This window comes from Burkholderia sp. 572 (assembly GCF_040545135.1).
In the GTDB taxonomy this organism is placed as follows: domain Bacteria; phylum Pseudomonadota; class Gammaproteobacteria; order Burkholderiales; family Burkholderiaceae; genus Burkholderia; species Burkholderia cepacia.
Genome location: NZ_JBEPLH010000013.1, coordinates 220131 through 244054 on the forward strand (window position 1 = coordinate 220131; position 23924 = coordinate 244054).

The following is a 23924-nucleotide window of genomic DNA, read 5'->3' on the forward strand; positions in this document are numbered from 1 at the left end:
GATGCGTCGTCGCCTGCCCTTCCCCGTTGCTTCATCGCACCGCCATGCCCCAACGGGACTGCATGCGCGGCGCGGTTTCACGATGATCGAGGTGCTGGTCGCGCTTGCGATCATCGCGGTCGCGCTCGCCGCGTCGATCCGCGCGGTCGGGACGATGGCGACCAACGCCTCCGATCTTCATCGCCGGCTGCTCGCCGGCTGGAGCGCCGACAACGCGCTCGCGCAGATGCGGCTCACGCATGCGTGGCCGGAGATCGGCGAGCAGAGTTTCGACTGCTCGCAAGGCAACGTGCAGCTCGTCTGCACGCAGCGCGTGAGCACCACGCCCAACCCGGTGTTCCGGCGCGTCCGGATTTCGGTGAGCACGCCCGGGCAGGCCGGCGTGCTCGCGCAGATGGTGACGGTGGTCGCGAATGAAACCAGCCGTCCGCTCTGACGCGCCGATGCGACGCCCGTTCGCCCGCCCCGCCCGCGGCTTCACGCTGATCGAGCTGATGATCGCGATCGCGATCCTCGCGGTGGTCGCGATCCTCGCGTGGCGCGGGCTCGACCAGATCATGCGCGGTCGCGACAAGGTCGCGGCCGCGATGGAAGACGAACGCGTGTTCGCGCAGATGTTCGACCAGATGCGCATCGACGCGCGGCTCGCCGCGACCGACGACGAAGCCGGCCAGCCGGCGATCGGCGTCGCCGGCAACACGCTGCAGATCGTCCGCGAACTCGAGGTGCCGGGCGTCGCGCCGCGGCTGCAGGTGGTCCGCTACCGGATCGCCGGCGGGCGGGTCGTGCGCTACGCGTCGCCGCCGATCGACGACGCGAACCGGCTGCGCGGCATGCTGAAGGACAGCAGCGTCGAAGGCTGGAGCTGGGTCGCGCTGATGGGCGGCGTCGGCGCGATCGACGCGAAGCTGTACGTGCCGCGCGTGGGCTGGACCACCAACCTGCAGACGGCCGACGACGCGCTCGCGCAGAACAACGATGCGCTCAAGGTGCCGCAGCTCGGCAACGCGCCGCCGACGCGCGCGGTGACGGGGCTGCAGGTCAGCATCGGTGCGACGTCGCTGCGCGTGCCGGTCACGCGCATCTTCCTCGTCGGGGAATGACGATGCGCGCGCGCCCTCCCCGTTCATTGCCTGCCGCCCGTGCTGCCGGTCACGCACGGGCACGCGGCCGCCAGCGCGGCGCGGCGATCATCACCGCGCTGCTCGTCGTCGCGCTGTCGGCGATCCTCGTCTCGGGGATGCTGTGGCGCCAGCAGGTGCAGATCCGCCGCATCGAGAACCAGCGCGAGATCGCGCAGGCGCAGTGGGTCGCGCGCGGCGCGCTCGACTGGACGCGGATGATCCTGCGCTCCGAAGGCGATACGGCGCCCGGCATCACGTACCTCGGCGGCATCTGGGGCGTGCCGATCGCGAAGACGAAACTGTCGGACTTCCTCGGGCGGATCGGCGCGCCCAACGACGCCGGCGGCGAAGACACCTATATCTCCGGCTCGATCGAGGACGCCCAGGCGAAGTTCAACCTGCGCAACCTCGTGGCGTCGCCGGCGCCCGGCGTGCTGCAGTTGAACGTCACGCAGGTCCAGGCGTTCCAGCGCCTGCTGACGACGCTCGGCTACGACGGCGCGTTCGCGAAACGCGTCGCGCTGCAGGTGCGCGCGGGCCTGCTGAATTCGGCGACGCGTTTCCAGATGCCCACGCTGCCGGGAGGCGGCACGGCGCCGCCGGTCACCGCGCCGGTGGCGACCGATCAGCAGGGCGGCGGCGGCTTCACCGACGATCCCGGCATGACGGGCGGCGACCGCGGGCCCGCGCCGCTGATGATGACGGGGGTCGACAGCCTGCTCGACGTCGACGGCGTGACGCCCGAGATGGTCGCGCGGCTGCGCCCGTTCGTCACCGTGCTGCCGACCACGACGCCCGTGAACATGAACACCGCGCCGGCCGAGGTGATCGCGGCGCTGATCCCGGGGATGAGCGTGTCGTCCGCGCAGGCGCTCGTGTCGCGCCGCGAGACCGTGTTTTTCCGCAACGTCGCCGATGTGCAGCTCGCGCTGCGCGGCGCCGGTGCGCCGCCGAACGTGACGCTCGACTCGAGTCTCGTCGACGTCAATTCGAGCTATTTCATCGTGCATGGCCGGATCCAGCACGAACGCGCGGAGGTCGATCGCACCTCGCTCGTGTATCGTGATCCGACCACGCATTCGACACGGGTCGTGCGCATTCGCGACCAGCTATAACGACGCCATTCGGGAGAGGAGCTCTTGTGAGCACGTTGATTGTTTCTTTGCCGCCGCGCGAGCCTGCCGTGCCGTTGCAGGAATGGCAGTGGCCCGAGCTGCCGTTCACGCTCGTCGACAAGGCCGGCCACGTGCAGCGCGCGGGCCGCGCCGCGCTGGCGCTGCTGCCGCGCGCGAATGCGACGGTGCTGATCGTCGCCGCGCGCGACGTGCTGCTGCTGGCCGCGACCGTGCCGCCGCTCAAGGGTCCGAAGCTGCGCCAGGCGCTGCCCAACATCGTCGAGGATCAGCTGATCCAGGATCCGCTCGGCTGTCACATCGCGCTCGATCCGGATGCGCTGCCCGACGGGCGCCGCGTGCTGGCCGTCGTCGATCGCGCGTGGTTCCGCACGATCTGCGAAGCGTTCACGGCGGCCGGCCACCGGCACCTGAGCGCGGTGCCCGCGACACGCTGCCTGCCGGCGCCGCACGCACCGGCCGCGCCGGCCGACGGCGAGGTCGATGTCGTGGCGGTTGCCGCGGACGCCGTCGACACGCCGCCGGCCCGCCCGGCGACGGTGGCCGCGGTGCTCGGCCTCGCGGCGCCGGTCGAACCGGTGCTCGTCGAGGCCGGCGCGCTGCCGGCCGCGGCCGGTGCGCCGCGCCTCGAACTCGCGGTCGCGCGCGGTGCGCTCGGCGAAGGCTTCGCGGCGCCCGCGTCGCGCGCGGCCGGCACGCTGGCCGCGCTCGCGGGCGGCGGCGACGTCGAACTGTACGAACTCGGCGAGCCGGGCGCGGAGCCGCGGCTCGCGTCGGTCGGCCGCGCCGACGGCCCGCTGCTGCCGGGTGCCGCGCCGCTGTCGTTCGACGCGTTCGCGCGGCGCGCGCTGACCGAGAAGTTCGACCTGTGCCAGTTCGAATTCGAATCGCAGCCGTGGCGCTTCGACCGCGCGACGGTGAAGCGCCTGCGCGTGCCGCTCGCACTCGCCGCGGCGACGCTCGGCGTGGCGGTGATCGGGATGAACCTGCACTGGTGGAAGCTGTCGCGCGAGCGCGATGCGCTGTCGGCACAGATCACCGAAACGCTGCTGTCCGCATTCCCGAAGACGACGACGGTGCTCGATCCGCCCGCGCAGATGCAGCGCCAGCTCGACCAGTTGCGCGTGGCGGCCGGCGAGCTGTCGCCGAACGATTTCCTCGCGCTGTCGAGCGGGCTGTCGCGATCGATGGGTGCGCTGCCGCTGAACGGCATCGCGTCGCTCGACTATCACGACCGGCGGCTCGACGTCGGCTTCAAGCCGGAGATCAAGGTCGATCCCGATTTCACGCAGCGCCTCGCGCGGAACGGACTGTCCGGCGAAGTCGACAGCAACACGGGCAAATGGACGATCCGGAGCCGCTCATGAAGACGGAACAACTGAACCAGACGCTGGCCCAGTTCTGGGGCGAGCGCTCGCCGCGCGAAAAAATGCTGCTCGGCTGGGGCGGCGCCGTGCTGGCGGTCGCGATCGCGTATTCGGTGCTGTGGTCGCCCGCGCAGGAAGGCCGCGCGCGGGTCCAGCGCGAGCTGCCGACGATGCGCCGCGAGCTCGCGCAGATGACCGCGCAGGCGAACGAGGCGAAGTCGCTGGCGGCCGCCGCGCAAGGCGTGGCGCCGACCGGCCTCGCGCTGAAGGATGCGCTGACCGCGTCGCTGTCCGATCACGGGATGCAGGGTGCGCAGGTGCAGATCGTCGGCAACGGCGTGCAGATCCAGATGAAGAACGTGTCGTTCCCGGCGTGGACGCAGTGGCTCGACGATGCGCGCCGGCAGTTCAAGGTGCAGGTCGGCGAGGCGCATGCCACTGCACTGAAGGACGACGGCCAGGTCGACCTGACGGCCGTGATGCAACCGTCTACGCAGAAATGACGCAGTGGATGACGCAAGTGGCGGTCGGCCGATGAGGCCGGGGATGAAGCGGCTCGCCACCGCATTGCCGTGGGTACTGGCGGGCGGACTGGCGACGGCGGTGACGCTCGTCGCGCTCGCGCCGGCCGCGTGGATCGCGCCGCAGTTCGCGCGCGCGACCGGCGGGCACGTGAATCTCGTCGATCCGGACGGGTCGCTGTGGCACGGTTCGGGCACGCTGATGCTCGCGCCGGGGGCCGACCAGAGCGCGGCGACGCTGCTGCCGGGCCGGGTCGAGTGGACCACGGGCTTCTGGCCGCTCCTGACCGGGCGCGTGCAGATGCGCATGCGGCAGACCGAGGCGATGCCGGATGCGGTTACGCTCGATGCGACGTGGCGCGGCGCGGTGTTGTCGGCGGGCACGATGGCCGTGCCGGCGTCGCTGCTCGCGGGGCTCGGCACGCCGTTCAACACGCTCGACCTGCAAGGCGACGTGCGGCTCGGCTGGAGCGACTGGCGCCTGATCGGCAACAACGCGTTCGGCCAGCTGACGGTGACGATCGACTCGATGAGTTCGCGCATCTCGCGCGTGAAGCCGCTCGGTTCGTACCGCGCGGTGCTGCAGGCGAAGGGGGCCGGCGCCGATCTCGACCTGTCGACGACGCAGGGCCCGCTGTTTCTCGACGGCCACGGCAACTTCGGGCCCGGCCAGGGATCGTTCCGCGGCACCGCGCATTCGGCGCCCGAGCAGCAGGCGAACCTCGCCGGGCTCCTGAACCTGCTCGGCCACCCGATCGGGAACAACGAGGTTTCGCTGATCTTCGGCGACGCGCAGCGCTGACGCGCGCGTCGCCCTTTCCTTCCTACTTCTGCGCGAGCGGCGCGGTGGCCGCCGGCGCGGCCGCACCGGACGCCGGCACGGGTGCGGGCGCGGCCATGTCGCCGTTCTCGCGCGCCATCTCCGCGACGTTCCACCCGCCGCCGAGCGCCTTCACGAGCCCGACCGACGACACCATCCGCTGCCCGGCGATCGTCGCGAGCTTCTGCTGCGCGGTGAACGCGGTGGTCTGCGCGGTCAGCACGTTCAGGTAGGCGACCGTGCCGGCCTTGTACTGGTTCGTGACGATCGCGAGCGCGTGCTCGGCGCTGTCGACGGCCTGCCGCTGCACGTCGATTTCCTGCGCGAGGATGCGTTGCGACGCGAGGTTGTCCTCGACGTCCTGGAATGCGGTGAGCACCGCGAGGCGGTATGCGGCGACGTCCTGGTCGTAGGTCGCACGCGCGGCGTCGGTCTGCGCGGCGCGCAGCCCTGCGTCGAACAGCGTGGCCGCGAGCTGCGGGCCGACCGTCCAGAAGCGGGCCGGCAGCGCGAACAGCTGCGACCACACCGAGCTCTGGACGCCGCCGGTGGCCGACAGCGTGAGGGTCGGGAAGAACGCCGAGATCGCGACGCCGATCTGCTCGTTCGCGGCCGCCGCACGGCGCTCGGCCGCCGCGATGTCGGGCCGGCGCTCGAGGATCGCGGACGGCACGTCGACCGGCGTGATCGGCGGCTCGGCCGCGAGCGGATTCGGCGGCAGCGAGAAGGTCGACGCCGGTTCGCCGATCAGCGTCGCGATCGCATGCTCGTACTGCGCGCGTGCGACGCCATTGTCGATCGACGCCGCCTGCGCGCTCTGCAGTTGCGTCTGCGCCTGGATCACGTCCGCGCGCGCGGCGACGCCCTGCGCGTACTGGTTCTGCGTGAGCGTCAGCGACCGCTGGTACGACTTCACGGTGTCGTCGAGCAGCTTCTGCAGCGCATCGGACGTGCGCAGCTGGTAATAGGTTTGCGCGAGCAGCGCCTGCTGCGACAGCCGCGCGTTCGCGAGATCGGCCGCGGCGGCCGCTTCGCCGGCGCGCTGCGCGCTGACGGTACGGCTCACCTTGCCCCACAGGTCGGGTTCCCAGCTCGCGTCGAGGCCGACGCTGTAGCTGTTGTTGATCGAACCGGACGAACCGCTGCCGAAACCCGACGACGAACCCGACGATATCGACGTGCGCGGCGTGCGGGCGCGCGAGCCCGACGCGGTCAGCCCGACGGTCGGGAAATACGCGGCACGCGCCTCGGTGACGAGCGCGCGCGCCTGCCGGTAAGCGGCCGCCGATTGCGCGATGGTCTGGTTCGATGCGTTGAGCTTGCCGATCAGCGCATCGAGCTGCGGATCGTTGTAGACCGTCCACCACGGGCCGCGATCGGTGCGGTCGGCGGGTTGCGCGACCTTCCAGCCGGCCGGCGCTTCCTTGTATGCGGCGGGGATCGACGTGTCGGGCCGGTGATAGTCGGGCCCGACGGCGCAGCCGGCGAGCAGCACGGCCGTCGCGACGGCGACGGCGGCGCTCAGCGGGCGAAGGGCGCGCGGGAGGGAGGCGTACGGCATGGTGATATTCCTGTCTGGGCGCGACGTCCGGCGAGCGGCGTCGCGCGATGCGGTCGTCGTGCCGCTGGCGGACAAATGGTAACTGACGGCGGGATAGCTGCGCAGCCCAAAGGGTACGGTGCGCGGCGACAGGAATGTGTTACCGGCGCGAGCGGCCGGTTTACCGGCCATTACGGCTCGCTGGCCGGAAGACGGGCGGGCGATGCCGGCCGTGCGGAGCGCGGCCGGGGTTCGGACGAAACAGTCAGGAAGGCAGGCGGAAGGCGCGCGCCGTCAGTGGCAGCGCGCGGGCAGCGGGAGCGGTTCGGCGGCGGGCCGCCATGTCGACGGCTCCGTCGCGGCCGGCTGGCCCGTGCGGCGCGCACCGTCTTTCGCGTTGCGCTGCCGGCGATGATCGAACCATGCCACCCCGAGCGCCGCGAGCGAGCCGCCCGGCACCACCAGCATCGTCACGTACAGCGCGATCTTCCAGCCGCGGTGCGGCCCGGAAAACACATGGTGAGCGGTATCGGTCAGGTTGCGGCGCAGCGCGCCGGCGGCATTTTTCAGGAACAGCATCGCGAACATCCTCGGGTGCCCGGCAGCGCGGGCGAATCGGTCAGAACATAGTCTCCGGCAGTGCAACATGCACGTCGTAACTGGTAGTCTCGAATAATATTGACTAAGCAATCAATTTTCAAGATACTGGGCGCGTCCAAATCCGAAACGCACTATTGCTGCGCGCGCAATCGCATGACCGGCGGCCTCTACGATCCCGAGAACATCACGCTGGAAACGAGCCTCGGCTATTACCTGTCGAAGGCGAAGCAGGCGCTCGTCGAGCGGATGGATCGCGCGCTCGAGCCGCTCGACCTCACCGCGCAGCAGATCGGCGTGATCCTGCTGCTGGCGCGCGGTTATGCGCGTACACCGTTCGAGCTGTCCCGCAAGATGTCGTACGACAGCGGCTCGATGACCCGAATGCTCGACCGGCTCGAACGCAAGGGGCTGATTGCCCGTTCGCGCAGCGAGCAGGACCGCCGGATGATCGAGCTGACGCTGACCGAACGCGGCGCCGAAGCCGCCCGTGCGCTGCCGTCGCTGATCGCGACCGCGCTCAACGCGCAGCTCGACGGTTTCTCGGCCGACGAGCTTGCGACGCTCACCGGCCTGCTGCAACGCTTCATCGCCAACGGGCCCGGCACGGCCGGCTGCCCGAAACCCGACGACGAAGCGGACTGCTGATGTGCGCGGAGGCCCCCATGTCTAGGTTAAGCGTTCGCTTATTTATCTGTCTGGGCAGAAGATGACAGGGCACGTGCTCCCCTTTTCCCTTTATCCGTTCCACCCGGCCGGGCTGCGCTGCGGCGCACACCCGTGCGTTGTGCCGGCGCGTCGCGCGCGCCGCGTCTAGGAGATTTCGATGTCCGCCACCACGGCATCCGCCGCCTCCCCCGCCGCCGAACCCGCGCCGCTGTCCGGCGGCGCACTCGCGCTACTCACCGTCGGGCTGGCGCTCGGCACCTTCATGGAAGTGCTCGACACGTCGATCGCGAACGTCGCGGTGCCGACCATCTCGGGCAGCCTCGGCGTCGCGACGAGCGAAGGCACCTGGGTGATCTCGTCGTACTCGGTCGCGTCCGCGATCGCGGTGCCGCTTACCGGCTGGCTCGCGCGGCGCGTCGGCGAGGTGCGGCTGTTCACGCTGTCGGTGCTCGCGTTCACGATCGCGTCGGCGCTGTGCGGCCTGGCGACCAACTTCGAGACGCTGATCGCGTTCCGGCTGCTGCAGGGCCTCGTGTCGGGGCCGATGGTGCCGCTGTCGCAGACGATCCTGATGCGCAGCTATCCGCCCGCGAAGCGCGGGCTCGCACTCGGGTTATGGGCGATGACGGTGATCGTCGCGCCGATCTTCGGCCCGCTGCTGGGCGGCTGGATCAGCGACAACTACACGTGGCCGTGGATCTTCTACATCAACCTGCCGATCGGCATCTTCTCGGCGACCTGCGCGTATTTCCTGCTGCGCGGCCGCGAGACGAAGACGACGAAGCAGCGGATCGACGCGATCGGCCTCGCGCTGCTCGTGATCGGCGTGTCGTGCCTGCAGATGATGCTCGACCTCGGCAAGGACCGCGACTGGTTCAACTCGACGTTCATCGTCGCACTCGCGCTGATCGCGGTCGTGTCGCTCGCGTTCATGCTCGTGTGGGAGGCGACCGAGAAGGAGCCGGTGGTCGACCTGTCGCTCTTCAAGGACCGCAACTTCGCGCTCGGCGCGCTGATCATCTCGTTCGGCTTCATGGCGTTCTTCGGCTCGGTCGTGATCTTCCCGCTGTGGCTGCAGACGGTGATGGGCTACACGGCGGGCAAGGCCGGCCTCGCGACCGCGCCGGTCGGGCTGCTCGCGCTCGTGCTGTCGCCGCTGATCGGCCGCAACATGCACCGGCTCGACCTGCGGATGGTCGCGAGCTTCGCGTTCATCGTGTTCGCCGGCGTGTCGATCTGGAACTCGACGTTTACGCTCGACGTGCCGTTCAACCATGTGATCCTGCCGCGTCTCGTGCAGGGGATCGGCGTGGCGTGCTTCTTCGTGCCGATGACGACGATCACGCTGTCGAGCATCTCCGACGAGCGGCTCGCGAGCGCGTCGGGGCTGTCGAACTTCCTGCGCACGCTGTCGGGCGCGATCGGCACCGCGGCCAGCTCGACGTTCTGGGAGAACGACGCGATCTACCACCACGCGCGGCTGTCGGAATCGGTGAGCGTGTATGCGCAGAGCACGACCGACTACCAGGGCGCGCTGTCGCAGCTCGGCATCGTCGGCCAGACGGCCAACGCGCAGCTCAACCAGCTCGTCACGCAGCAGGGCTTCATGATGGCGACCAACGACTTCTTCCTGCTGTCGGCCTTCATGTTCGGCGCGCTCGCGGCGCTCGTGTGGATCACGAAGCCGAGGAAGGGGGCGGGGCCGGCGATGGGGCATTGAAATCGGTGGGGCTGTCGGCGGAGGGGCTGGCCTTGCTTGATTTGCTTGATTGAACTAAGCTAAAGAAATATTTGAACTTAGTTCAATTGGGGAATGCGATGCACACCTACAACATGCATGACGCGAAGACGAACCTGTCGCGTTTGATCGACGAAGCCGTTCATGCCGGCGAACCGTTCGTGATCGCGAAAGCGGGCAAGCCGCTCGTCAAGGTGGTCCCGATCGATACGCCGGATCCCGTCCGGCCGAGCCGGATCGGCTTCATGAAGGGGCAGATCCGTGTTCCGGACGATTTCGACACGATGGGGAGCGACGAAATCGGCAAGCTGTTCGAGGGTGACGCATGAAGTTGCTGCTCGATACACACCTGCTTCTTTGGGCGGCAGCCGGTGCGGCCGAACTGCCCGCCCGCGCCGGTGCGCTCATCGAGGATCCCGCCTGTACACCGCTTTTCAGCGTCGCGAGCCTCTGGGAGATCGTCATCAAGCGTGGCCTGGATCGCGACGATTTCCAGGTGGACCCAAACGTGCTCCGTCGCAATCTCCTCGATGTCGGCTACGTGGAATTGCCGATCACGAGCGCACACGCACTTGCAGTCGAACAACTGCCGTCGATCCATCGAGATCCGTTTGACCGTCTCCTGGTCGCGCAGGCGATCTCGGAAGGCATTACGCTGCTTACGCACGACCATACTGTCGCCCGCTATCCGGGCCCGATCAGGCACGTCTGAGTGCGCCGGGCATCGCCCGGCCGTCACGCCCTCGCCCGCAACCCGCCGAACGCCAGATCGTCGCCGGGCGCGATGGGCAGCGTCGCCCGCGCGACGTCGAGCCACGCGCGCGCCGCGTGCGACAGATACCCCTTCTTCAGCCAGCCGAGCGCGATCGCCCACGTGATTTCCGGCTCGACGATCGGCCGGCACGTGAACTGGCCCGCGTCGAGCCGCCGGCAGTACGGCTCGGGCAGCAGCGCGATGCCGACCCCCGCATGCACGAGCGCGGCCATGAAATCCCAGTGGCCGCTGCGGCTCACGATCGACGGCGTGAAGCCGGCCTGCCGGCACGCGTCCAGCACCGCGTCGTGCAGCGCGAGGCTTTCCGCGTAGAACACGAACGACTCGCGCGCGAGATCCGCGAGCGGCACGGCCGCGTGATCCTCCCAGCGCGACTCGCGCGGTGCGACGAGCCACAACGGCGCACGCACCATCGGCAGCCGTTCGAAGGTGCCGGGATCCACCGGCTCCAGCAGCCCGCCGAGTTCCAGTTCACCCGACGTCAGCGCGGCCTCGATCATCCGCGCGCCCTGCTCGAACAGCTTCAGCTCGATGTTCGGGTAGCGCTGCTTGTACGCGGCGATGATCGGTGTGAACAGCGAGCCGCCGAGCGGCGGGATGCCGATCGTCAGCTCGCCGCGCCCGAGCGTGCCGAGATCGTTCAGCTCCGACTGCAGCTGCGCCTGCGCGGCGAGCACGTCCTGGCCGCGCTGGAACACGATCCGCCCCGCGTCGGTCAGCACCATCTGTCGACCGTCCCGCAGCAGCAGCGGCGAACCGATCTCGTCCTCCAGCGCCTTCACCATCTTGCTGATGGTCGGCTGGGTCACGAACAGCCTGTCGGCGGCCGCCGTGAAGCTCTGCTGGCGAACCACCTCGACGAAGTACCGCAGTGCGCGCAATTCCATCGATCACTCCCCAGATTGGTGCAACAAACTCAATCAGAATTCCGAATTGGAATGATAAGGATAGAGACAAGTCATTTTATTTATGGTTAGGGGAAACCCTATACTCCTCCCATCGACGCAATATCTGTATGGAGCCTGCCATGACCAAGACGACCGCTACCGCCGCCGCCCGCCCCGCCGCTTCGGGCAGCATCGCGCACACGGGCCGGATCGTGCTGCAGGCCGCCGCGCTCGGCGTGCTGTGGATGGCGGTCGACTGGGCCGTGCGCAGGATCGGGCTGCCGATTCCGTCCGGCGTGATCGGCCTCGCGGTGCTCCTCGTGCTGCTGTTCTCGGGCCGCGTCGCGCCCGCGTGGGTCAAGGACGGCGCGAACTGGCTGCTGTCCGACATGCTGCTGTTCTTCGTGCCGGCCGCCGTCGCGGCCGTGCAGTACGGCGGGTTGTTCCGCGAGGACGGCTGGCGCATCGCGCTGGTGATGCTCGCCGGCACCGCTTTCGTGATGGTCGCGGTGGCCGTCGCGGTCGACCTCGCCGCGAAGCTCGAGCGCCGGCTCGCCGCGCAGCGCGTGTTCGCCGAACGCCGCCGCGCGCGCCTCGCCACCGTGTCCGTCCACTGAGCCGGAGCCTGCCATGTTGCCGCTGCTGTCGAGCCTGTCCGCCGACCAGGTGAATACCGCGATCTCCGTCGGCTGCTTCGTGCTGACGGTCGCGCTGTATTTCGCGTCGAAGCGGCTCTACGCGTACAGGAAGACGCTGCTGTTCTCGCCGCTCGTGTTCGTGCCTGGCGTGCTGGTGCTGCTCGTGCTGCTGACCGGCATCCCGTATTCGGTCTACTTCCGCGACACGCGCTGGCTGATGTGGCTGCTCGGCCCGGCGACGATCGCGTTCGCGGTGCCGATCTACGACTATCGCGACCTGATCCGCCGCCACTGGCTGTCGCTGTCGGTCGGCGTCGCGGTCGGGATCGGCGCGGGCGTGTGCGGCTCGCTGCTGCTCGCGAAGCTGCTGCACCTGTCGCCCGAGCTGCAGCGCTCGCTGATGACGCGCTCGGTCTCGACCCCGTTCGCGCTCGCCGTCTCCGACAAGATCCATGCGCCGAAGGACCTCACCGCCCTCTTCGTGATCGCGACCGGCATCTGCGGGATGCTGCTCGGCGAGATCGTGCTCGCGCTGGTGCCGATGCGCACGCGGCTCGCGCGCGGTGCGCTGTTCGGCGCGGCCGCCCACGGCGTGGGCACCGCGAAGGCGCGCGAGATCGGCAGCGAGGAAGGCGTCGTGTCGAGCCTCACGATGATGATCGCGGGCGTCGCGATGGTGCTGATCGCGCCGCTGCTGTCGCTGTTGCCGATCTGACGTTGTCCGGGCGGGCGCCACGGCTCGCCCGCCCCACCGCTCCTCGCCTTTCCCGCCTGACGGAGCGCCGGCCCGCCGCCTCCGGCGGGTTTCCCCCGCCGTTCCTGCCCTGCATCGAACCGCGCCGGCCGACAATCGGCTGAGATAGCCGCAAATCCCCCCTCTTTTCCGCCCATCAGGCTCGGCCCGGATGCCGAACAATGCATGCTACGAGACATCACGCACGCATCCACATGGCCTCCACGACCGCAAACCCGACCGCCGACAAGCCGGCTTCGTCCGGCAAGTTCAAGCGCATCGCGCTCATCGCCGTCATCGCGCTGGGCGCGGCGGCCGCCGCAGCCGGCGGCATGTACGTGTTCCTGAGCAAGGAAGGCGTCGGCCATGCGAGCGCGCCCGCCGAGCCGGCGCCGCTGGCCGCGCCGGTGTTCTTCCCGCTCGACCCGCTGACCGTGAACCTGCAGTCCGACGACGGCGCGCAGCACTACCTGCGCGTCGGCCTGTCGCTGAAGCTCACCGACCCGAAGGCGCAGGAGCAGCTGACCGCGCGGATGCCCGAGATCCGCAGCCGGATCCTGCTCGCGCTGTCGAACAAGCATCCCGAGGATCTGGCGACGCCGGACGGCAAACGTTCGCTCGCGAAGGAACTGCGGGAACTGATCGAGCAGCCGACGCAGCCGGGCAACCAGCGCGCGAAGGTCGACGACGTGCTGTTCACCGAATTCGTCGTCCAGTAACGCGGCCGCGAAAGGAGCGCGTATGGGCCACCAGGAGTTCATGTCCCAGGAGGAGGTCGATGCCCTCCTCAAGGGCGTCACGGGCGAAACCGATGCAGTCGACGAGCAGCGCGACACGTCGGGCGTCCGCCCCTACAACATCGCGACGCAGGAGCGGATCGTCCGCGGCCGGATGCCCGGCCTCGAGATCATCAACGACCGCTTCGCGCGCCTGTTGCGGATCGGCATCTTCAACTTCATGCGGCGCACGGCGGAAATCTCCGTCAGCCAGGTGAAGGTGCAGAAGTACAGCGAGTTCACCCGCAACCTGCCGATCCCGACGAACCTGAACCTCGTGCACGTGAAGCCGCTGCGCGGCACGTCGCTGTTCGTGTTCGACCCGAACCTCGTGTTCTTCGTCGTCGACAACCTGTTCGGCGGCGACGGGCGCTTCCACACGCGCGTCGAGGGCCGCGATTTCACGGCCACCGAGCAGCGGATCATCGGCAAGCTGCTGAACCTCGTGTTCGAGCACTACACGACCGCGTGGAAGAGCGTGCGGCCGCTGCAGTTCGAATTCGTGCGCTCGGAGATGCACACGCAGTTCGCGAACGTCGCGACGCCGAACGAGATCGTGATCGTCACGCAGTTCTCGATCGAGTTCGGGCCGACGGGCGGCACGCTGCACATCTGCATGCCGTACTCGATGGTCGAGCCGATCCGCGACGTGCTCGCATCGCCGATCCAGGGCGAGGCGCTCGAAGTCGACCGCCGCTGGGTGCGCGTGCTGTCGCAGCAGGTGCAGGCCGCCGAGGTCGAGCTGACCGCGAATCTCGCCGAGATCTCGTCGACCTTCGAGAAGATCCTGAACCTGCGCGCGGGCGACGTGCTGCCGCTGGAGATCGAGGACACGATCACCGCGAAGGTCGACGGCGTGCCGGTGATGGAATGCGGCTACGGAATTTTCAATGGTCAATATGCGTTGCGCGTGCAGAAGATGATCAGCGCGGGCGACTCGATGAAGGAAGGTGGATATGAGTGAGCTGAACCAGACGCCCGAGGACGACGCGCAAGCGATGGCCGACGCGGCCCTCGCGGCCTCGGCCGCCGCCGCGCAGGCGGCGCCGGCCGCAGCGGAGGAAGATCCGGGCATGGACGACTGGGCCGCCGCGCTCGCCGAGCAGAACCAGCAGCCGGTGCAGCCGGGCGCGACGGGCGCCGGCGTGTTCCAGCCGCTGTCGAAGGCCGCGGCCAGCTCGACGCACAACGACATCGAGATGATCCTCGACATCCCGGTCAAGATGACCGTGGAGCTCGGCCGCACGAAGATCGCGATCCGCAACCTGCTGCAGCTCGCGCAGGGTTCGGTCGTCGAGCTGGACGGCATGGCCGGCGAGCCGATGGACGTGCTCGTGAACGGCTGCCTGATCGCGCAGGGCGAGGTGGTGGTCGTCAACGACAAGTTCGGCATCCGCCTGACCGACATCATCACGCCGGCCGAACGCATCCGGAAGCTGAATCGATGAACGTGGCGAAGCCCGGCCGCCGTGCGCGCGTCGCGAGCGCGGTGGCGGCTGTCGCGGCCATCGCGGCGTCGCTCGCGTGCGCACCGGCCGGTGCCGCCGACATGAACGCGGTGAACAACGCCGGGGCGATCGCGTCGAGCGTGACCGTCGGTTCGGCCGCGCCGTCGCTGGGCATCGGCGCGGTGCTGCAGACCCTCGTCGGGCTCGCGGTCGTGATCGGTCTCGTGTTCGCGTGCGCGTGGCTCGCGCGCCGCTTCGGCTTCCAGCACGTGCGCCGCGGCGGCCCGCTGAAGGTCGTGTCGAGCGTCGCGGTGGGCGCCAAGGAAAGCGCGACGATCGTCGAGATCGGCGACACCTGGCTCGTGCTCGGCGTCGCGCCGGGCAACGTGCGACTGCTGCATGCGCTGCCGGCCGGTTCGGCGGCGGCCGGCGCGACGACCGCCTCGACCGGTGCACCTTCCGGCACCGCACCGTCCGAAGGCGGCCTGCCCGGCACGTTCGGCTCGCGGTTTCGCGACGCGCTCGCGGGCGAAGCCGCGAAGCGCCTCGGTCGCGGCAAGGACCGCTGACATGGCGCCGCGCCCTCTTTCCGACCCCGCATTTCGATGAAACACGCATTCCTGCATCGCGCGGCGCGCTTCGCGCCCGTGCTGATCCTCTGCCTCGCCCCCGCGCTCGCGTGCGCGCAGGCGAACGGCCTGCCCGCGTTCAACGCGAGCCCGGGCCCGCACGGCGGCACCACCTATTCGCTGAGCGTGCAGACGATGCTGCTGCTCACGATGCTGTCGTTCCTGCCGGCGATGCTGCTGATGATGACGAGCTTCACGCGCATCATCATCGTGCTGTCGCTGCTGCGCCAGGCGCTCGGCACCGCGACGACGCCGCCGAACCAGGTGCTCGTCGGCCTCGCGATGTTCCTCACCTTCTTCGTGATGTCGCCGGTGCTCGACCGGGCCTACAACGACGGCTACAAGCCGTTTTCCGACGGCTCGATGCCGATGGAGCAGGCCGTGCAGCGCGGCGTCGCGCCGTTCAAGACCTTCATGCTGAAGCAGACCCGCGAGACCGATCTCGCGCTGTTCGCGAAGATCTCGAAGGCCGCGCCGATGCAGGGCCCGGAAGACGTTCCGCTGTCGCTGCTGGTGCCCGCGTTCGTCACGAGCGAGCTGAAGACCGGCTTCCAGATCGGCTTCACGGTCTTCATCCCGTTCCTGATCATCGACATGGTCGTCGCGAGCGTGCTGATGTCGATGGGGATGATGATGGTGTCGCCGTCCACCGTGTCGCTGCCGTTCAAGCTGATGCTGTTCGTGCTGGTCGACGGCTGGCAGCTGCTGATCGGCTCGCTCGCGCAGAGCTTCACGTAAGCCGCGGAGGAAACGCACGATGACGCCCGAACAGGTGATGACCCTCGCGCACCAGGCCATGATGGTCGGCCTGCTGCTCTCCGCCCCGCTGCTGCTGGTCGCGCTCGCGGTCGGCCTCGTCGTGAGCCTGTTCCAGGCCGCGACGCAGATCAACGAAGCGACGCTGTCGTTCATCCCGAAGCTGCTCGCGGTCGCCGCGACGCTCGTGATCGCCGGCCCGTGGATGATGACGACGATGCTCGACTACCTGCGGCAGACGCTGCTGCACGTCGCGACGCTCGGCGTCGGCTGAGCCGCGCGCGCACGATCCGGCGGCGATGTTCTCGGTTACCTACGCGCAGCTCAACGGCTGGCTCACGGCGTTTCTGTGGCCGTTCGTGCGGATGCTTGCGCTCGTCGCGACCGCGCCCGTCGTGGGCCACGCATCGGTGCCCGCGCGCGTGAAGATCGGCCTGGCCGCGTTCATGGCGCTGGTCGTCGCGCCGACGCTCGGCGCGATGCCGGACGTCACCGTGTTTTCCGCGCAGGGCATCTGGATCCTCGTCACGCAGTTCCTGATCGGCGCCGCGATGGGCTTCACGATGCAGATCGTGTTCGCGGCCGTCGAGGCGGCCGGCGACTTCATCGGGTTGTCGATGGGGCTCGGCTTCGCCACCTTCTTCGATCCGCACACGAGCGGCGCGACGCCCGTGATGGGCCGCTTCCTGAACGCGGTCGCGATGCTCGCGTTCCTCGCGGTGGACGGCCACCTGCAGGTGTTCGCCGCGCTCACCGCGTCGTTCCAGTCGCTGCCGGTGTCGGCCGACCTGCTGCACGCGCCCGGCTGGCGCACGCTCGCCGCGTTCGGCACGACGGTATTCGAGATGGGGCTGCTGCTCTCGCTGCCGGTGGTCGCGGCGCTCCTGATCACGAACCTCGCGCTCGGCATCCTGAACCGCGCGGCACCGCAGATCGGCGTGTTCCAGATCGGCTTTCCCGTCACGATGCTCGTCGGGCTGTTGCTCGTGCAGCTGATGGTGCCGAACCTCGTGCCGTTCGTGTCGCACCTGTTCGACATGGGGCTCGATGCGATGGGAAGGGTGTTGACCGGCTGGCGCTGAGCGCATCCCGCCCCCGTCGGCCGCCTGTTCCGGCCCCCCGTTGCTGGAAAACCCCTAAAGGTTCCACTGTCCCGCGAAAGGTTGCGGAAGGTTTCACGTCCCTATACTCGTCGCAACGATGCAGCAAGCATCGCGCCTGACGAATACAACGAACGGAGACAACCCGATGCGACCCATCCTGCGCACCCTCGCCGTGGCAGCCAGCCTGAGCTGCGCGCTTGCCGCTCACCCCGCCTTCGCCGACGACGGCGGCAAGATCACGATCATGGTCGGCGGGATCGCGAAGCTCATCTACTTGCCCGCGCGGCTCACGCAGGAACTCGGCTACTTCAAGGACGAAGGGCTCGACGTCGAGCTGCTGTCGCAGCCGGCTGGCGTCGACGCGGAAAACGAGCTGCTCGCGGGCGCCGTGCAGGGCGTCGTCGGCTTCTACGACCACACGATCGACCTGCAGAGCAAGGGCAAGGACGTGAAGGCGATCGCCGTGTTCGGCCAGGTGCCGGGCGAAGTCGAGATGGTGTCGACCAAGGCCGCGCCGACCTTCAAGTCGATGGCCGATTCGAAGGGCAAGACGCTCGGCGTGACGGGCCTCGGCTCGTCGACCAGCTTCCTCACGCAATATCTCGCGCTGCAGCACGGCGTGCCGTCGACGCAGTACACGATGCTGCCGGTCGGCGCCGACGCGAGCTTCATCGCCGCGATCAAGCAGGGCCGCATCGACGCCGGCATGACGACCGAACCGACGGTATCCGCGCTCGAGAAGATGGGCGACGCGAAGGTGCTGGTCGACCTGCGCACGCTGGAAGGCACGCGCGCGGCGCTCGGCGGCACCTATCCGGCCGCGAGCCTGTACGTGCAGTCGGCCTGGGCCGATTCGCACAAGGCGCAGGCGACCAGACTGGCGCATGCGTTCGCGAAGACGATGCAGTTCATCCACACGCACAGCGCCGAGGAAATCGCCGCGAAGATGCCGGCCGACTATCAGAAGGACAAGGGGCTGTACGTGAGCGCGCTGAAGGCGTCGCTGCCGATGTACACCGCCGACGGCAAGATGCCGGCCGACGGCCCGGCCACCGTGCTGAAGGTGTTGTCGGCGTTCAACCCGTCGGTGAAGGGCAAGCATATCGACCTGGCGCGCACCTACACGAACGATTTCGTGAACGCGAAGTGATCGATCCCGAAAGCGGCGCGGGCGGCGGCGATCCCGCCGCCTTGCGTGCCCCGTTCCGGCCCGGTTGACCGGCCCGGCGTCGCCACGATGCGGCGCCCTCCTCACCCGCAGGACGAATGCGATGAACCAGGCAGTCTCCCCGAGCACACCGGCGATCGAGTTTCGCAACGTGTCGTGCCGCTTCATTTCGCCGGAAGGCAAGGCCACCGTCGCGCTGCGCGACTTCAGCATGAGCGTCGCGCGCGGCGAGTTCATCGCGATCGTCGGGCCGACCGGGTGCGGCAAGTCGACGACGCTGAACCTGATCACCGGGCTGCTCAAGCCCGCGTCGGGCGAAGTGCGCGTGATGGGCCGCCCGGTCGACGGGATCGATCCGCGCATCGGCTTCGTGTTCCAGGCCGACGCGGTGTTCCCGTGGCGCAACGTGATCGACAACGTCGCGGCGGGCCCGCTGTTTCGCGGCCGCTCGAAGGACGTCGCGTATGCACAGGCCGAGGAATGGATCCGCAAGGTCGGCCTCGACAAGTTCACGAAGCACTACCCGCACCAGCTCTCCGGCGGGATGAGGAAGCGCGTCGCGCTCGCGCAGACCTTCATCAACCAGCCGGAAATCCTGCTGATGGACGAGCCGTTCTCCGCGCTCGACATGCAGACGCGCACGCTGATGCAGGACGAGCTGCTGCAGCTCTGGTCCGCGAACAAGGGCTCGGTCGTGTTCGTCACGCACGATCTCGAGGAGGCGATCGCGCTCGCCGACCGCGTGTTCGTGCTGACCGCGCGCCCCGCGACGCTCAAGCGCGTGTACGAGATCGACCTGCCGCGCCCGCGCGTCACGTCGGAAATCCGCTACGACACGCGCTTCATCGAAATTTCCAAGGACATCTGGCACGACCTGCGCGAAGAAGTGCAGATCGGCTGACGCATACGCCGCACGGCAAGGACAGCAAGGACAGCAAGGACAGGAGCATGACCGACATGACGCTTCCCCCCACCGCCATCCCGGCGAAGTCGCTCGACGACGAGTCGCGCGCCGCGCAAACCCGGCTGCGCCGCCGCCGGCAACTGATCATCGGCCTGCGGATCGCGGTGCTCGTCGTCGTGCTCGGCGGCTGGGAACTCGCCGCGCGGCTCAAGTGGATCGACCCGTTCTTCTTCTCGCAGCCGACGCTGATCTTCGCGCAGATCCAGGACTGGTTCGTCAACGGCACGTCGCAAGGGCCGCTGCTCACGCAGGTGTGGGTGACGCTCGAGGAAACCACGATCGGCTTCCTGATCGGCTCGGTGGCCGGCGTGATCTGCGGGATCGTGCTCGGCCGCAACAAGCTGATGGCCGATGTGTTCGGCCTGTACATCCAGATCGCGAACTCGATTCCGCGCGTCGTGCTCGGCTCGATCTTCGTGATCGCGCTCGGCCTCGGGATGGCGTCGAAGATCGCGCTGGCCGTCGTGATGGTGTTCTTCGTCGTGTTCGGCAACGCGTTCCAGGGCGTGCGCGAAGCCGACCGCTACCTGATCGCGAACGCGCAGATCCTCGGCGCGTCGCGCCGGCAGATCACCACGTCGGTCGTGATCCCGTCCGCGCTCTCGTGGATTCTCGCGAGCCTGCACGTGAGCTTCGGTTTCGCGCTGGTCGGCGCGGTCGTCGGCGAATTCCTGGGTTCCAAGCAGGGCATCGGTTTGCTAATCTCCACCGCCCAGGGCGCGTTCAACGCGAGCGGCGTGTTCGCGGCGATGATCGTGCTGGCCGTGGTCGCGCTGGCCGCCGACTACCTGCTGACCTGGCTCGAGAAGCGGCTGCTGAAGTGGCGGCCCGCGGCGTTCTGAACGCCGCCGGCGCACACCTGACATGACACTTCCGACCGCGCCGGCGCTCCCGGCGCGGTTCGGCATTCCGGAGAAGGAGCGCAACAGGATGGCGCACAGCCTGCGCGGGCGATTGCTGTGGTGGCTGCTGCTGCCGCTCGCGGTGTTCGTGCTGATCGCGGGCGCGATGTCGTACGACACCGCGCGGACCACGGCCGCGCTCGTGCAGGACAGCGCGCTCGTCGCATCCGCGCGCACGATCGGCGAGGACGTCGAATGGCGCAACGGGCTGCCGGTCGCCGACGTGCCGCCGGCCGCGCTGGAGATCTTCGAATCGCCGTCGCGCGATTCGGTGTTCTACAAGGTGATCGACGGGCACGACCGCCTGCTCGCGGGCACGCCGGCACTCGACGTGCCCGCGCGGCACGGCGTCGAGCCGACGCTGTACGACACGTCGCTCGACGGCGTGCCGCTGCGCGCGGTGGCCTACGATCGCCAGCTGTACGACGAAGGGCAGGTCGAGACGGTCACGGTGGTCGTCGCGAAGACGACGCGCTCGCATCGCGCGATGGTCGCCACGATCTGGCGGCCGCAGCTCGTGCGCCTGTCGCTGATGCTGATGCTCGCGATGGGGCTCGTGTACCTCGGCCTCACCTTCGAGATGCGCCCGCTGATGAAGCTGAAGGACGACGTGGCCGACCGCGGGCCGATGGAGCTGGAGCCGATCCGCCCCGAGCGGCTGCAGAACGAGCTGCGGCCGATCGTCGATGCGATCAACCAGTGCATCGCGCGCCTGAACATGCATACGGCCACGCAGCGCCGCTTCATCGCGGATGCCGCACACCAGTTGCGCACGCCGATCGCGGTGCTCGACACGCAGATCCAGTACGCGCAGCGGCGCGGGCACGACGATCCGGAGCTCGCGTCGGTGCTCGACAGCATGCAGCGCAGCAGCCGCAAGATGGCCGACGTGACCGACAAGCTGCTGCTGCTCGCGCATGCGGAGGCCACGCCGTCGACGCTGCTGACCCAGCGCGTCGATCTCGCGGCCGTGGTATCGAGCGTGCTCGAGGAAACGATCGTGCTCGCGCAGCGGCGCAATATCGATCTCGGCGCCGATCTCGGCGAGCGGCTCGACGTCGCGGGCAGCGACAGCCTGCTGACCGCGCTGGTGATGAACCTCGTCGACAACGCGGTGCGCTACACGCAGCCCGGCGGCTGCGTGACGGTGGCCGCACGCCGCGACGGCGACGCGATCGTGCTCGACGTGATCGACAACGGCCCCGGCATTCCAGCCGAGGCGCGGCCGCACGTGTTCAAGCGCTTCTACCGCGTGTCGGCCGACACCGAGGGCTCGGGCCTCGGGCTCGCGATCGTCCGCGAGATCGCGCAGGCGCACGGCGGCAGCGTGTCGCTTGCGCCGGGGCCCGGCAATCGCGGTATTGTCGTAACCGTACGGCTGCCCGCCTACGATTGAAGAGATGTCGTCATGAAACTCCTGCTGGTCGAAGACAACGCCGAACTCGCGCACTGGATCGTGAACCTGCTGCGCGGCGAGGATTTCGCGGTCGACAGCGTCGGCGACGGCGAACGCGCGGACACGGTGCTGAAGACCGAACGCTACGACGCGGTGCTGCTCGACATGCGGCTGCCCGGCATCAGCGGCAAGGAAGTGCTCGCGCGGCTGCGGCGGCGCAACGACAACGTGCCGGTTCTGATGCTGACCGCGCACGGCTCGGTCGACGACAAGGTCGACTGCTTCGGCGCGGGCGCCGACGATTACGTCGTGAAGCCATTCGAGTCGCGCGAGCTGGTTGCGCGGATTCGCGCGCTGATCCGCCGGCAGGCCGGCGTCGGCACGACGCAGCTCGTGTGCGGCGATCTCGTCTATGCGTTCGGCACGCGCGAATTCCGCTGCGGCGAAACGGTGCTCGCGCTGCGCCGCCGCGAGCACGCGATCCTCGAGACGCTGATGCTGCAGCAGAACAAGACGGTATCGAAGGCGCGGCTGATGGACAGCGTGTTCGCGCTCGACGACGAGCCGAGCGCCGACGCGATCGACATCTATATTCACAGGCTGCGCAAGCATCTCGCGGGCAGCACGGCCGAGATCATCACGCTGCGCGGGCTGGGTTACATCCTGCGCATGAAGAGCGCGCACGACTGACGGGCACGCACCCGCCGCACCGGACGTCGATTCGTAGCACGAAAGGTTGACCAGGCCAGCCGGATGCCCAGCAGGCCCGCTTGTGCACGCGCGCCCGCGCCGTGATCGTTGCGCGTTCGGTGTTTTCACCGATCCGATTCCCGAGTCCGGGAAAGCGGCGTGAAGGATTGCCCCCTCTACGATGCGAGATGTCGGCCCCCTCGCTGTGGCCGTCAACATCCGGCATACATTGCGTACTGCCAACGAACAGATTTCAATGCGGCAGCTCGGAGGAGACGATCTTGAAACGAAAAACCCTTGCCCTTTCCATCGCGGCGGCAGGCCTGTGCGCCGGCACCCACGCGCAAGCGCAGTCGAGCGTGCAGCTCTACGGCCTGATGGACCTGAGCTTTCCGACCTACCGGACCCACGCCGACGCGAACGGCAAGCATGTGATCGGGATGGGCAACGAAGGCGAGCCGTGGTTCAGCGGCAGCCGCTGGGGCCTGCGAGGCGCCGAAGACATCGGCGGCGGCACGAAGATCATCTTCCGCCTCGAAAGCGAATTCGTGGTCGCGAACGGCCAGATGGAAGACGAAGGCCAGATCTTCGACCGCGACGCATGGGTCGGCGTCGAGGACGAGCGCTTCGGCAAGCTGACGGCCGGCTTCCAGAACACGATCGCGCGCGACTCGGCGGCGATCTACGGCGATGCGTACGGTTCCGCGAGGCTGTCGACCGAGGAAGGCGGCTGGACCAACTCGAACAACTTCAAGCAGATGATCTTCTACGCGGCCGGCCCGACCGGCACGCGCTACAACAACGGCATCGCGTGGAAGAAGCTGTTCGGCAACGGCATCTTCGCGAGCGCCGGCTACCAGTTCAGCAACTCGACGCAGTTCGCGACCGGCTCCGCGTACCAGGTCGCGCTCGGCTACAACGGCGGCCCGTTCAACGTGTCGGGCTTCTACAACCACGTGAACCACGGCGGCTTCAGGAACCAGACGTTCTCGGTCGGCGGCAACTACACGTTCGACATCGTGCGCCTGAATGCCGGCTACTTCCGCTACAACGGCGACCAGGGCTCGCTCGGCCAGCGCCACGACGATTCGTGGACGGTGTCGATGAAGATCGCGCCGAAGGGCGCGCTCGACTACGAGCTCGGCTACCAGCAGATGCGCGTCAAGAACGCCGCGAACAACGCGGACGGCTTCACGCCGAACGCGAACCTCGGCGCGTTCAGCCTGACCAACGGCGTCGCCAACGGCTTCAAGGAGACGATCTACGGGTCGGTGTTCTACCACCTGAGCAAGCGCACCGAGGTGTACCTGGCCGGCGACTACATGAAGCTGCATGGCGGCTACACGGCGGCGTCGACGTTCGGCGCGAAGAACCAGCTCGAACTGACTTCGGGCATCCGTACGCGTTTCTGATCTCGGGGCCGGCCATCCGGTGCGGGGCCCATCGGGCCCCGCCGTACCTTCCGTCCGGGATTCTCCATGCGGGCACGCCGGCGCTTTGCGCCGACCGTGCCCTTTTTTCGTCCTTTCCGGACTGCCGCCGGACGCCCG

Annotated in this window: 28 protein-coding genes; 25 read left to right on the forward strand and 3 right to left on the reverse strand. The window is 68.6% G+C overall.

Translation table 11 applies throughout. From position 1 onward, the window contains the following. Position 1 precedes the first annotated feature (1 nt). Genes gspI through ABIC51_RS25090 form a run of 6 tightly spaced genes read left to right on the forward strand, consistent with a single transcriptional unit; the run spans position 2 to position 4947 of the window. Positions 2-436 (forward strand): type II secretion system minor pseudopilin GspI, encoded by a 435-nt coding sequence (gspI, locus tag ABIC51_RS25065; RefSeq protein WP_027788740.1) that lies wholly within the window; start codon positions 2-4, stop codon positions 434-436. Beyond that, positions 414-1103, forward strand: a complete 690-nt coding sequence (locus ABIC51_RS25070; protein WP_080982182.1) for a PulJ/GspJ family protein — start codon at positions 414-416, stop codon at positions 1101-1103. The genes gspI and ABIC51_RS25070 overlap by 23 nt, the downstream gene beginning before the upstream one ends. A 2-nt stretch (positions 1104-1105) precedes the next feature. Continuing rightward, positions 1106-2239 carry a type II secretion system minor pseudopilin GspK gene (gene gspK, locus ABIC51_RS25075; protein WP_027788741.1) on the forward strand — a complete coding sequence of 378 codons (1134 nt, stop codon included), beginning with the start codon at positions 1106-1108 and terminating at the stop codon, positions 2237-2239. Positions 2240-2265: 26 nt separating this feature from the next. After that, positions 2266-3624: a type II secretion system protein GspL gene (gene gspL / locus ABIC51_RS25080; RefSeq protein ID WP_175855364.1), complete on the forward strand. Its 1359-nt coding sequence runs from the start codon at positions 2266-2268 to the stop codon at positions 3622-3624. After that, positions 3621-4127 (forward strand): type II secretion system protein M, encoded by a 507-nt coding sequence (locus ABIC51_RS25085; protein WP_175855366.1) that lies wholly within the window; start codon positions 3621-3623, stop codon positions 4125-4127. The genes gspL and ABIC51_RS25085 overlap by 4 nt, the downstream gene beginning before the upstream one ends. Before the next feature lie 31 nt (positions 4128-4158). Further along, entirely contained in the window at positions 4159-4947 is a 789-nt protein-coding gene (locus ABIC51_RS25090) for a type II secretion system protein N (RefSeq protein ID WP_027788743.1), read from the forward strand. A gap of 22 nt (positions 4948-4969) precedes the next feature. On the opposite strand, the gene ABIC51_RS25095 is transcribed toward ABIC51_RS25090, so the two are convergent. After that, positions 4970-6526, reverse strand: coding sequence for an efflux transporter outer membrane subunit (locus ABIC51_RS25095; RefSeq protein WP_226129322.1), 1557 nt, complete (start codon positions 6524-6526; stop codon positions 4970-4972). 273 nt (positions 6527-6799) lie between these two features. Next, positions 6800-7084 (reverse strand): hypothetical protein, encoded by a 285-nt coding sequence (locus ABIC51_RS25100; protein WP_048023998.1) that lies wholly within the window; start codon positions 7082-7084, stop codon positions 6800-6802. Positions 7085-7258: 174 nt separating this feature from the next. Here ABIC51_RS25100 and ABIC51_RS25105 point away from each other — a divergent pair, with 174 nt between their 5' ends. From ABIC51_RS25105 to ABIC51_RS25120, 4 genes are all read left to right on the forward strand, one after another. Beyond that, a complete protein-coding gene (locus ABIC51_RS25105; RefSeq protein ID WP_027788745.1) occupies positions 7259-7750 on the forward strand; it encodes a MarR family winged helix-turn-helix transcriptional regulator in 492 nt (163 codons plus the stop codon). A 178-nt stretch (positions 7751-7928) separates the two neighbouring features. After that, a complete protein-coding gene (locus tag ABIC51_RS25110) occupies positions 7929-9491 on the forward strand; it encodes a DHA2 family efflux MFS transporter permease subunit (protein ID WP_027788746.1) in 1563 nt (520 codons plus the stop codon). 98 nt (positions 9492-9589) lie between these two features. Continuing rightward, positions 9590-9838, forward strand: a complete 249-nt coding sequence (locus tag ABIC51_RS25115; RefSeq protein ID WP_027788747.1) for a type II toxin-antitoxin system Phd/YefM family antitoxin — start codon at positions 9590-9592, stop codon at positions 9836-9838. Further along, positions 9835-10221, forward strand: coding sequence for a type II toxin-antitoxin system VapC family toxin (locus tag ABIC51_RS25120; RefSeq protein WP_027788748.1), 387 nt, complete (start codon positions 9835-9837; stop codon positions 10219-10221). Before ABIC51_RS25115 ends, ABIC51_RS25120 begins: the two co-directional genes overlap by 4 nt. Positions 10222-10244: 23 nt before the next feature. Here ABIC51_RS25120 and ABIC51_RS25125 read toward each other — a convergent pair whose 3' ends face one another. After that, a complete protein-coding gene (locus tag ABIC51_RS25125; RefSeq protein ID WP_027788749.1) occupies positions 10245-11171 on the reverse strand; it encodes a LysR family transcriptional regulator in 927 nt (308 codons plus the stop codon). Positions 11172-11311: 140 nt separating this feature from the next. Here ABIC51_RS25125 and ABIC51_RS25130 point away from each other — a divergent pair, with 140 nt between their 5' ends. The 15 genes from ABIC51_RS25130 (at position 11312) to ABIC51_RS25200 (ending at position 23786) form a co-directional block, all read left to right on the forward strand. Beyond that, the gene (locus ABIC51_RS25130; RefSeq protein WP_175900421.1) at positions 11312-11788 is read left to right on the forward strand and encodes a CidA/LrgA family protein; all 477 of its coding nucleotides are present in this window, start codon (positions 11312-11314) and stop codon (positions 11786-11788) included. Between the two features lie 13 nt (positions 11789-11801). Further along, positions 11802-12524 (forward strand): LrgB family protein, encoded by a 723-nt coding sequence (locus ABIC51_RS25135; RefSeq protein WP_048024005.1) that lies wholly within the window; start codon positions 11802-11804, stop codon positions 12522-12524. A gap of 200 nt (positions 12525-12724) precedes the next feature. Next, positions 12725-13261, forward strand: coding sequence for a flagellar basal body-associated protein FliL (gene fliL / locus ABIC51_RS25140; RefSeq protein WP_049097223.1), 537 nt, complete (start codon positions 12725-12727; stop codon positions 13259-13261). Positions 13262-13283: 22 nt separating this feature from the next. After that, positions 13284-14282, forward strand: coding sequence for a flagellar motor switch protein FliM (gene fliM / locus ABIC51_RS25145; protein WP_027788752.1), 999 nt, complete (start codon positions 13284-13286; stop codon positions 14280-14282). Continuing rightward, positions 14275-14766: a flagellar motor switch protein FliN gene (fliN, locus tag ABIC51_RS25150; protein WP_021162235.1), complete on the forward strand. Its 492-nt coding sequence runs from the start codon at positions 14275-14277 to the stop codon at positions 14764-14766. The genes fliM and fliN overlap by 8 nt, the downstream gene beginning before the upstream one ends. Next, a complete protein-coding gene (gene fliO / locus ABIC51_RS25155; RefSeq protein WP_175900424.1) occupies positions 14763-15335 on the forward strand; it encodes a flagellar biosynthetic protein FliO in 573 nt (190 codons plus the stop codon). Before fliN ends, fliO begins: the two co-directional genes overlap by 4 nt. Positions 15336-15371: 36 nt before the next feature. Next, on the forward strand, positions 15372-16133 hold the full coding sequence (gene fliP, locus ABIC51_RS25160; protein WP_027788754.1) for a flagellar type III secretion system pore protein FliP: 762 nt from the start codon (positions 15372-15374) through the stop codon (positions 16131-16133). 19 nt (positions 16134-16152) lie between these two features. Further along, a complete protein-coding gene (fliQ, locus tag ABIC51_RS25165) occupies positions 16153-16425 on the forward strand; it encodes a flagellar biosynthesis protein FliQ (protein ID WP_021162238.1) in 273 nt (90 codons plus the stop codon). A gap of 25 nt (positions 16426-16450) precedes the next feature. Beyond that, entirely contained in the window at positions 16451-17233 is a 783-nt protein-coding gene (fliR, locus tag ABIC51_RS25170) for a flagellar biosynthetic protein FliR (RefSeq protein WP_027788755.1), read from the forward strand. Between the two features lie 166 nt (positions 17234-17399). Next, positions 17400-18404, forward strand: coding sequence for an ABC transporter substrate-binding protein (locus ABIC51_RS25175; RefSeq protein ID WP_175900427.1), 1005 nt, complete (start codon positions 17400-17402; stop codon positions 18402-18404). Positions 18405-18525: 121 nt separating this feature from the next. Continuing rightward, positions 18526-19323: an ABC transporter ATP-binding protein gene (locus ABIC51_RS25180; protein WP_027788757.1), complete on the forward strand. Its 798-nt coding sequence runs from the start codon at positions 18526-18528 to the stop codon at positions 19321-19323. 47 nt (positions 19324-19370) lie between these two features. Beyond that, positions 19371-20228 carry an ABC transporter permease gene (locus tag ABIC51_RS25185; protein WP_088611334.1) on the forward strand — a complete coding sequence of 286 codons (858 nt, stop codon included), beginning with the start codon at positions 19371-19373 and terminating at the stop codon, positions 20226-20228. Between the two features lie 88 nt (positions 20229-20316). After that, positions 20317-21684, forward strand: coding sequence for a sensor histidine kinase (locus ABIC51_RS25190; protein ID WP_175900479.1), 1368 nt, complete (start codon positions 20317-20319; stop codon positions 21682-21684). Positions 21685-21696: 12 nt separating this feature from the next. Next, on the forward strand, positions 21697-22374 hold the full coding sequence (locus ABIC51_RS25195; protein ID WP_027788760.1) for a response regulator: 678 nt from the start codon (positions 21697-21699) through the stop codon (positions 22372-22374). A gap of 281 nt (positions 22375-22655) precedes the next feature. Next, positions 22656-23786 carry a porin gene (locus ABIC51_RS25200; RefSeq protein WP_027788761.1) on the forward strand — a complete coding sequence of 377 codons (1131 nt, stop codon included), beginning with the start codon at positions 22656-22658 and terminating at the stop codon, positions 23784-23786. The last annotated feature ends 138 nt before the right edge of the window (positions 23787-23924 follow it).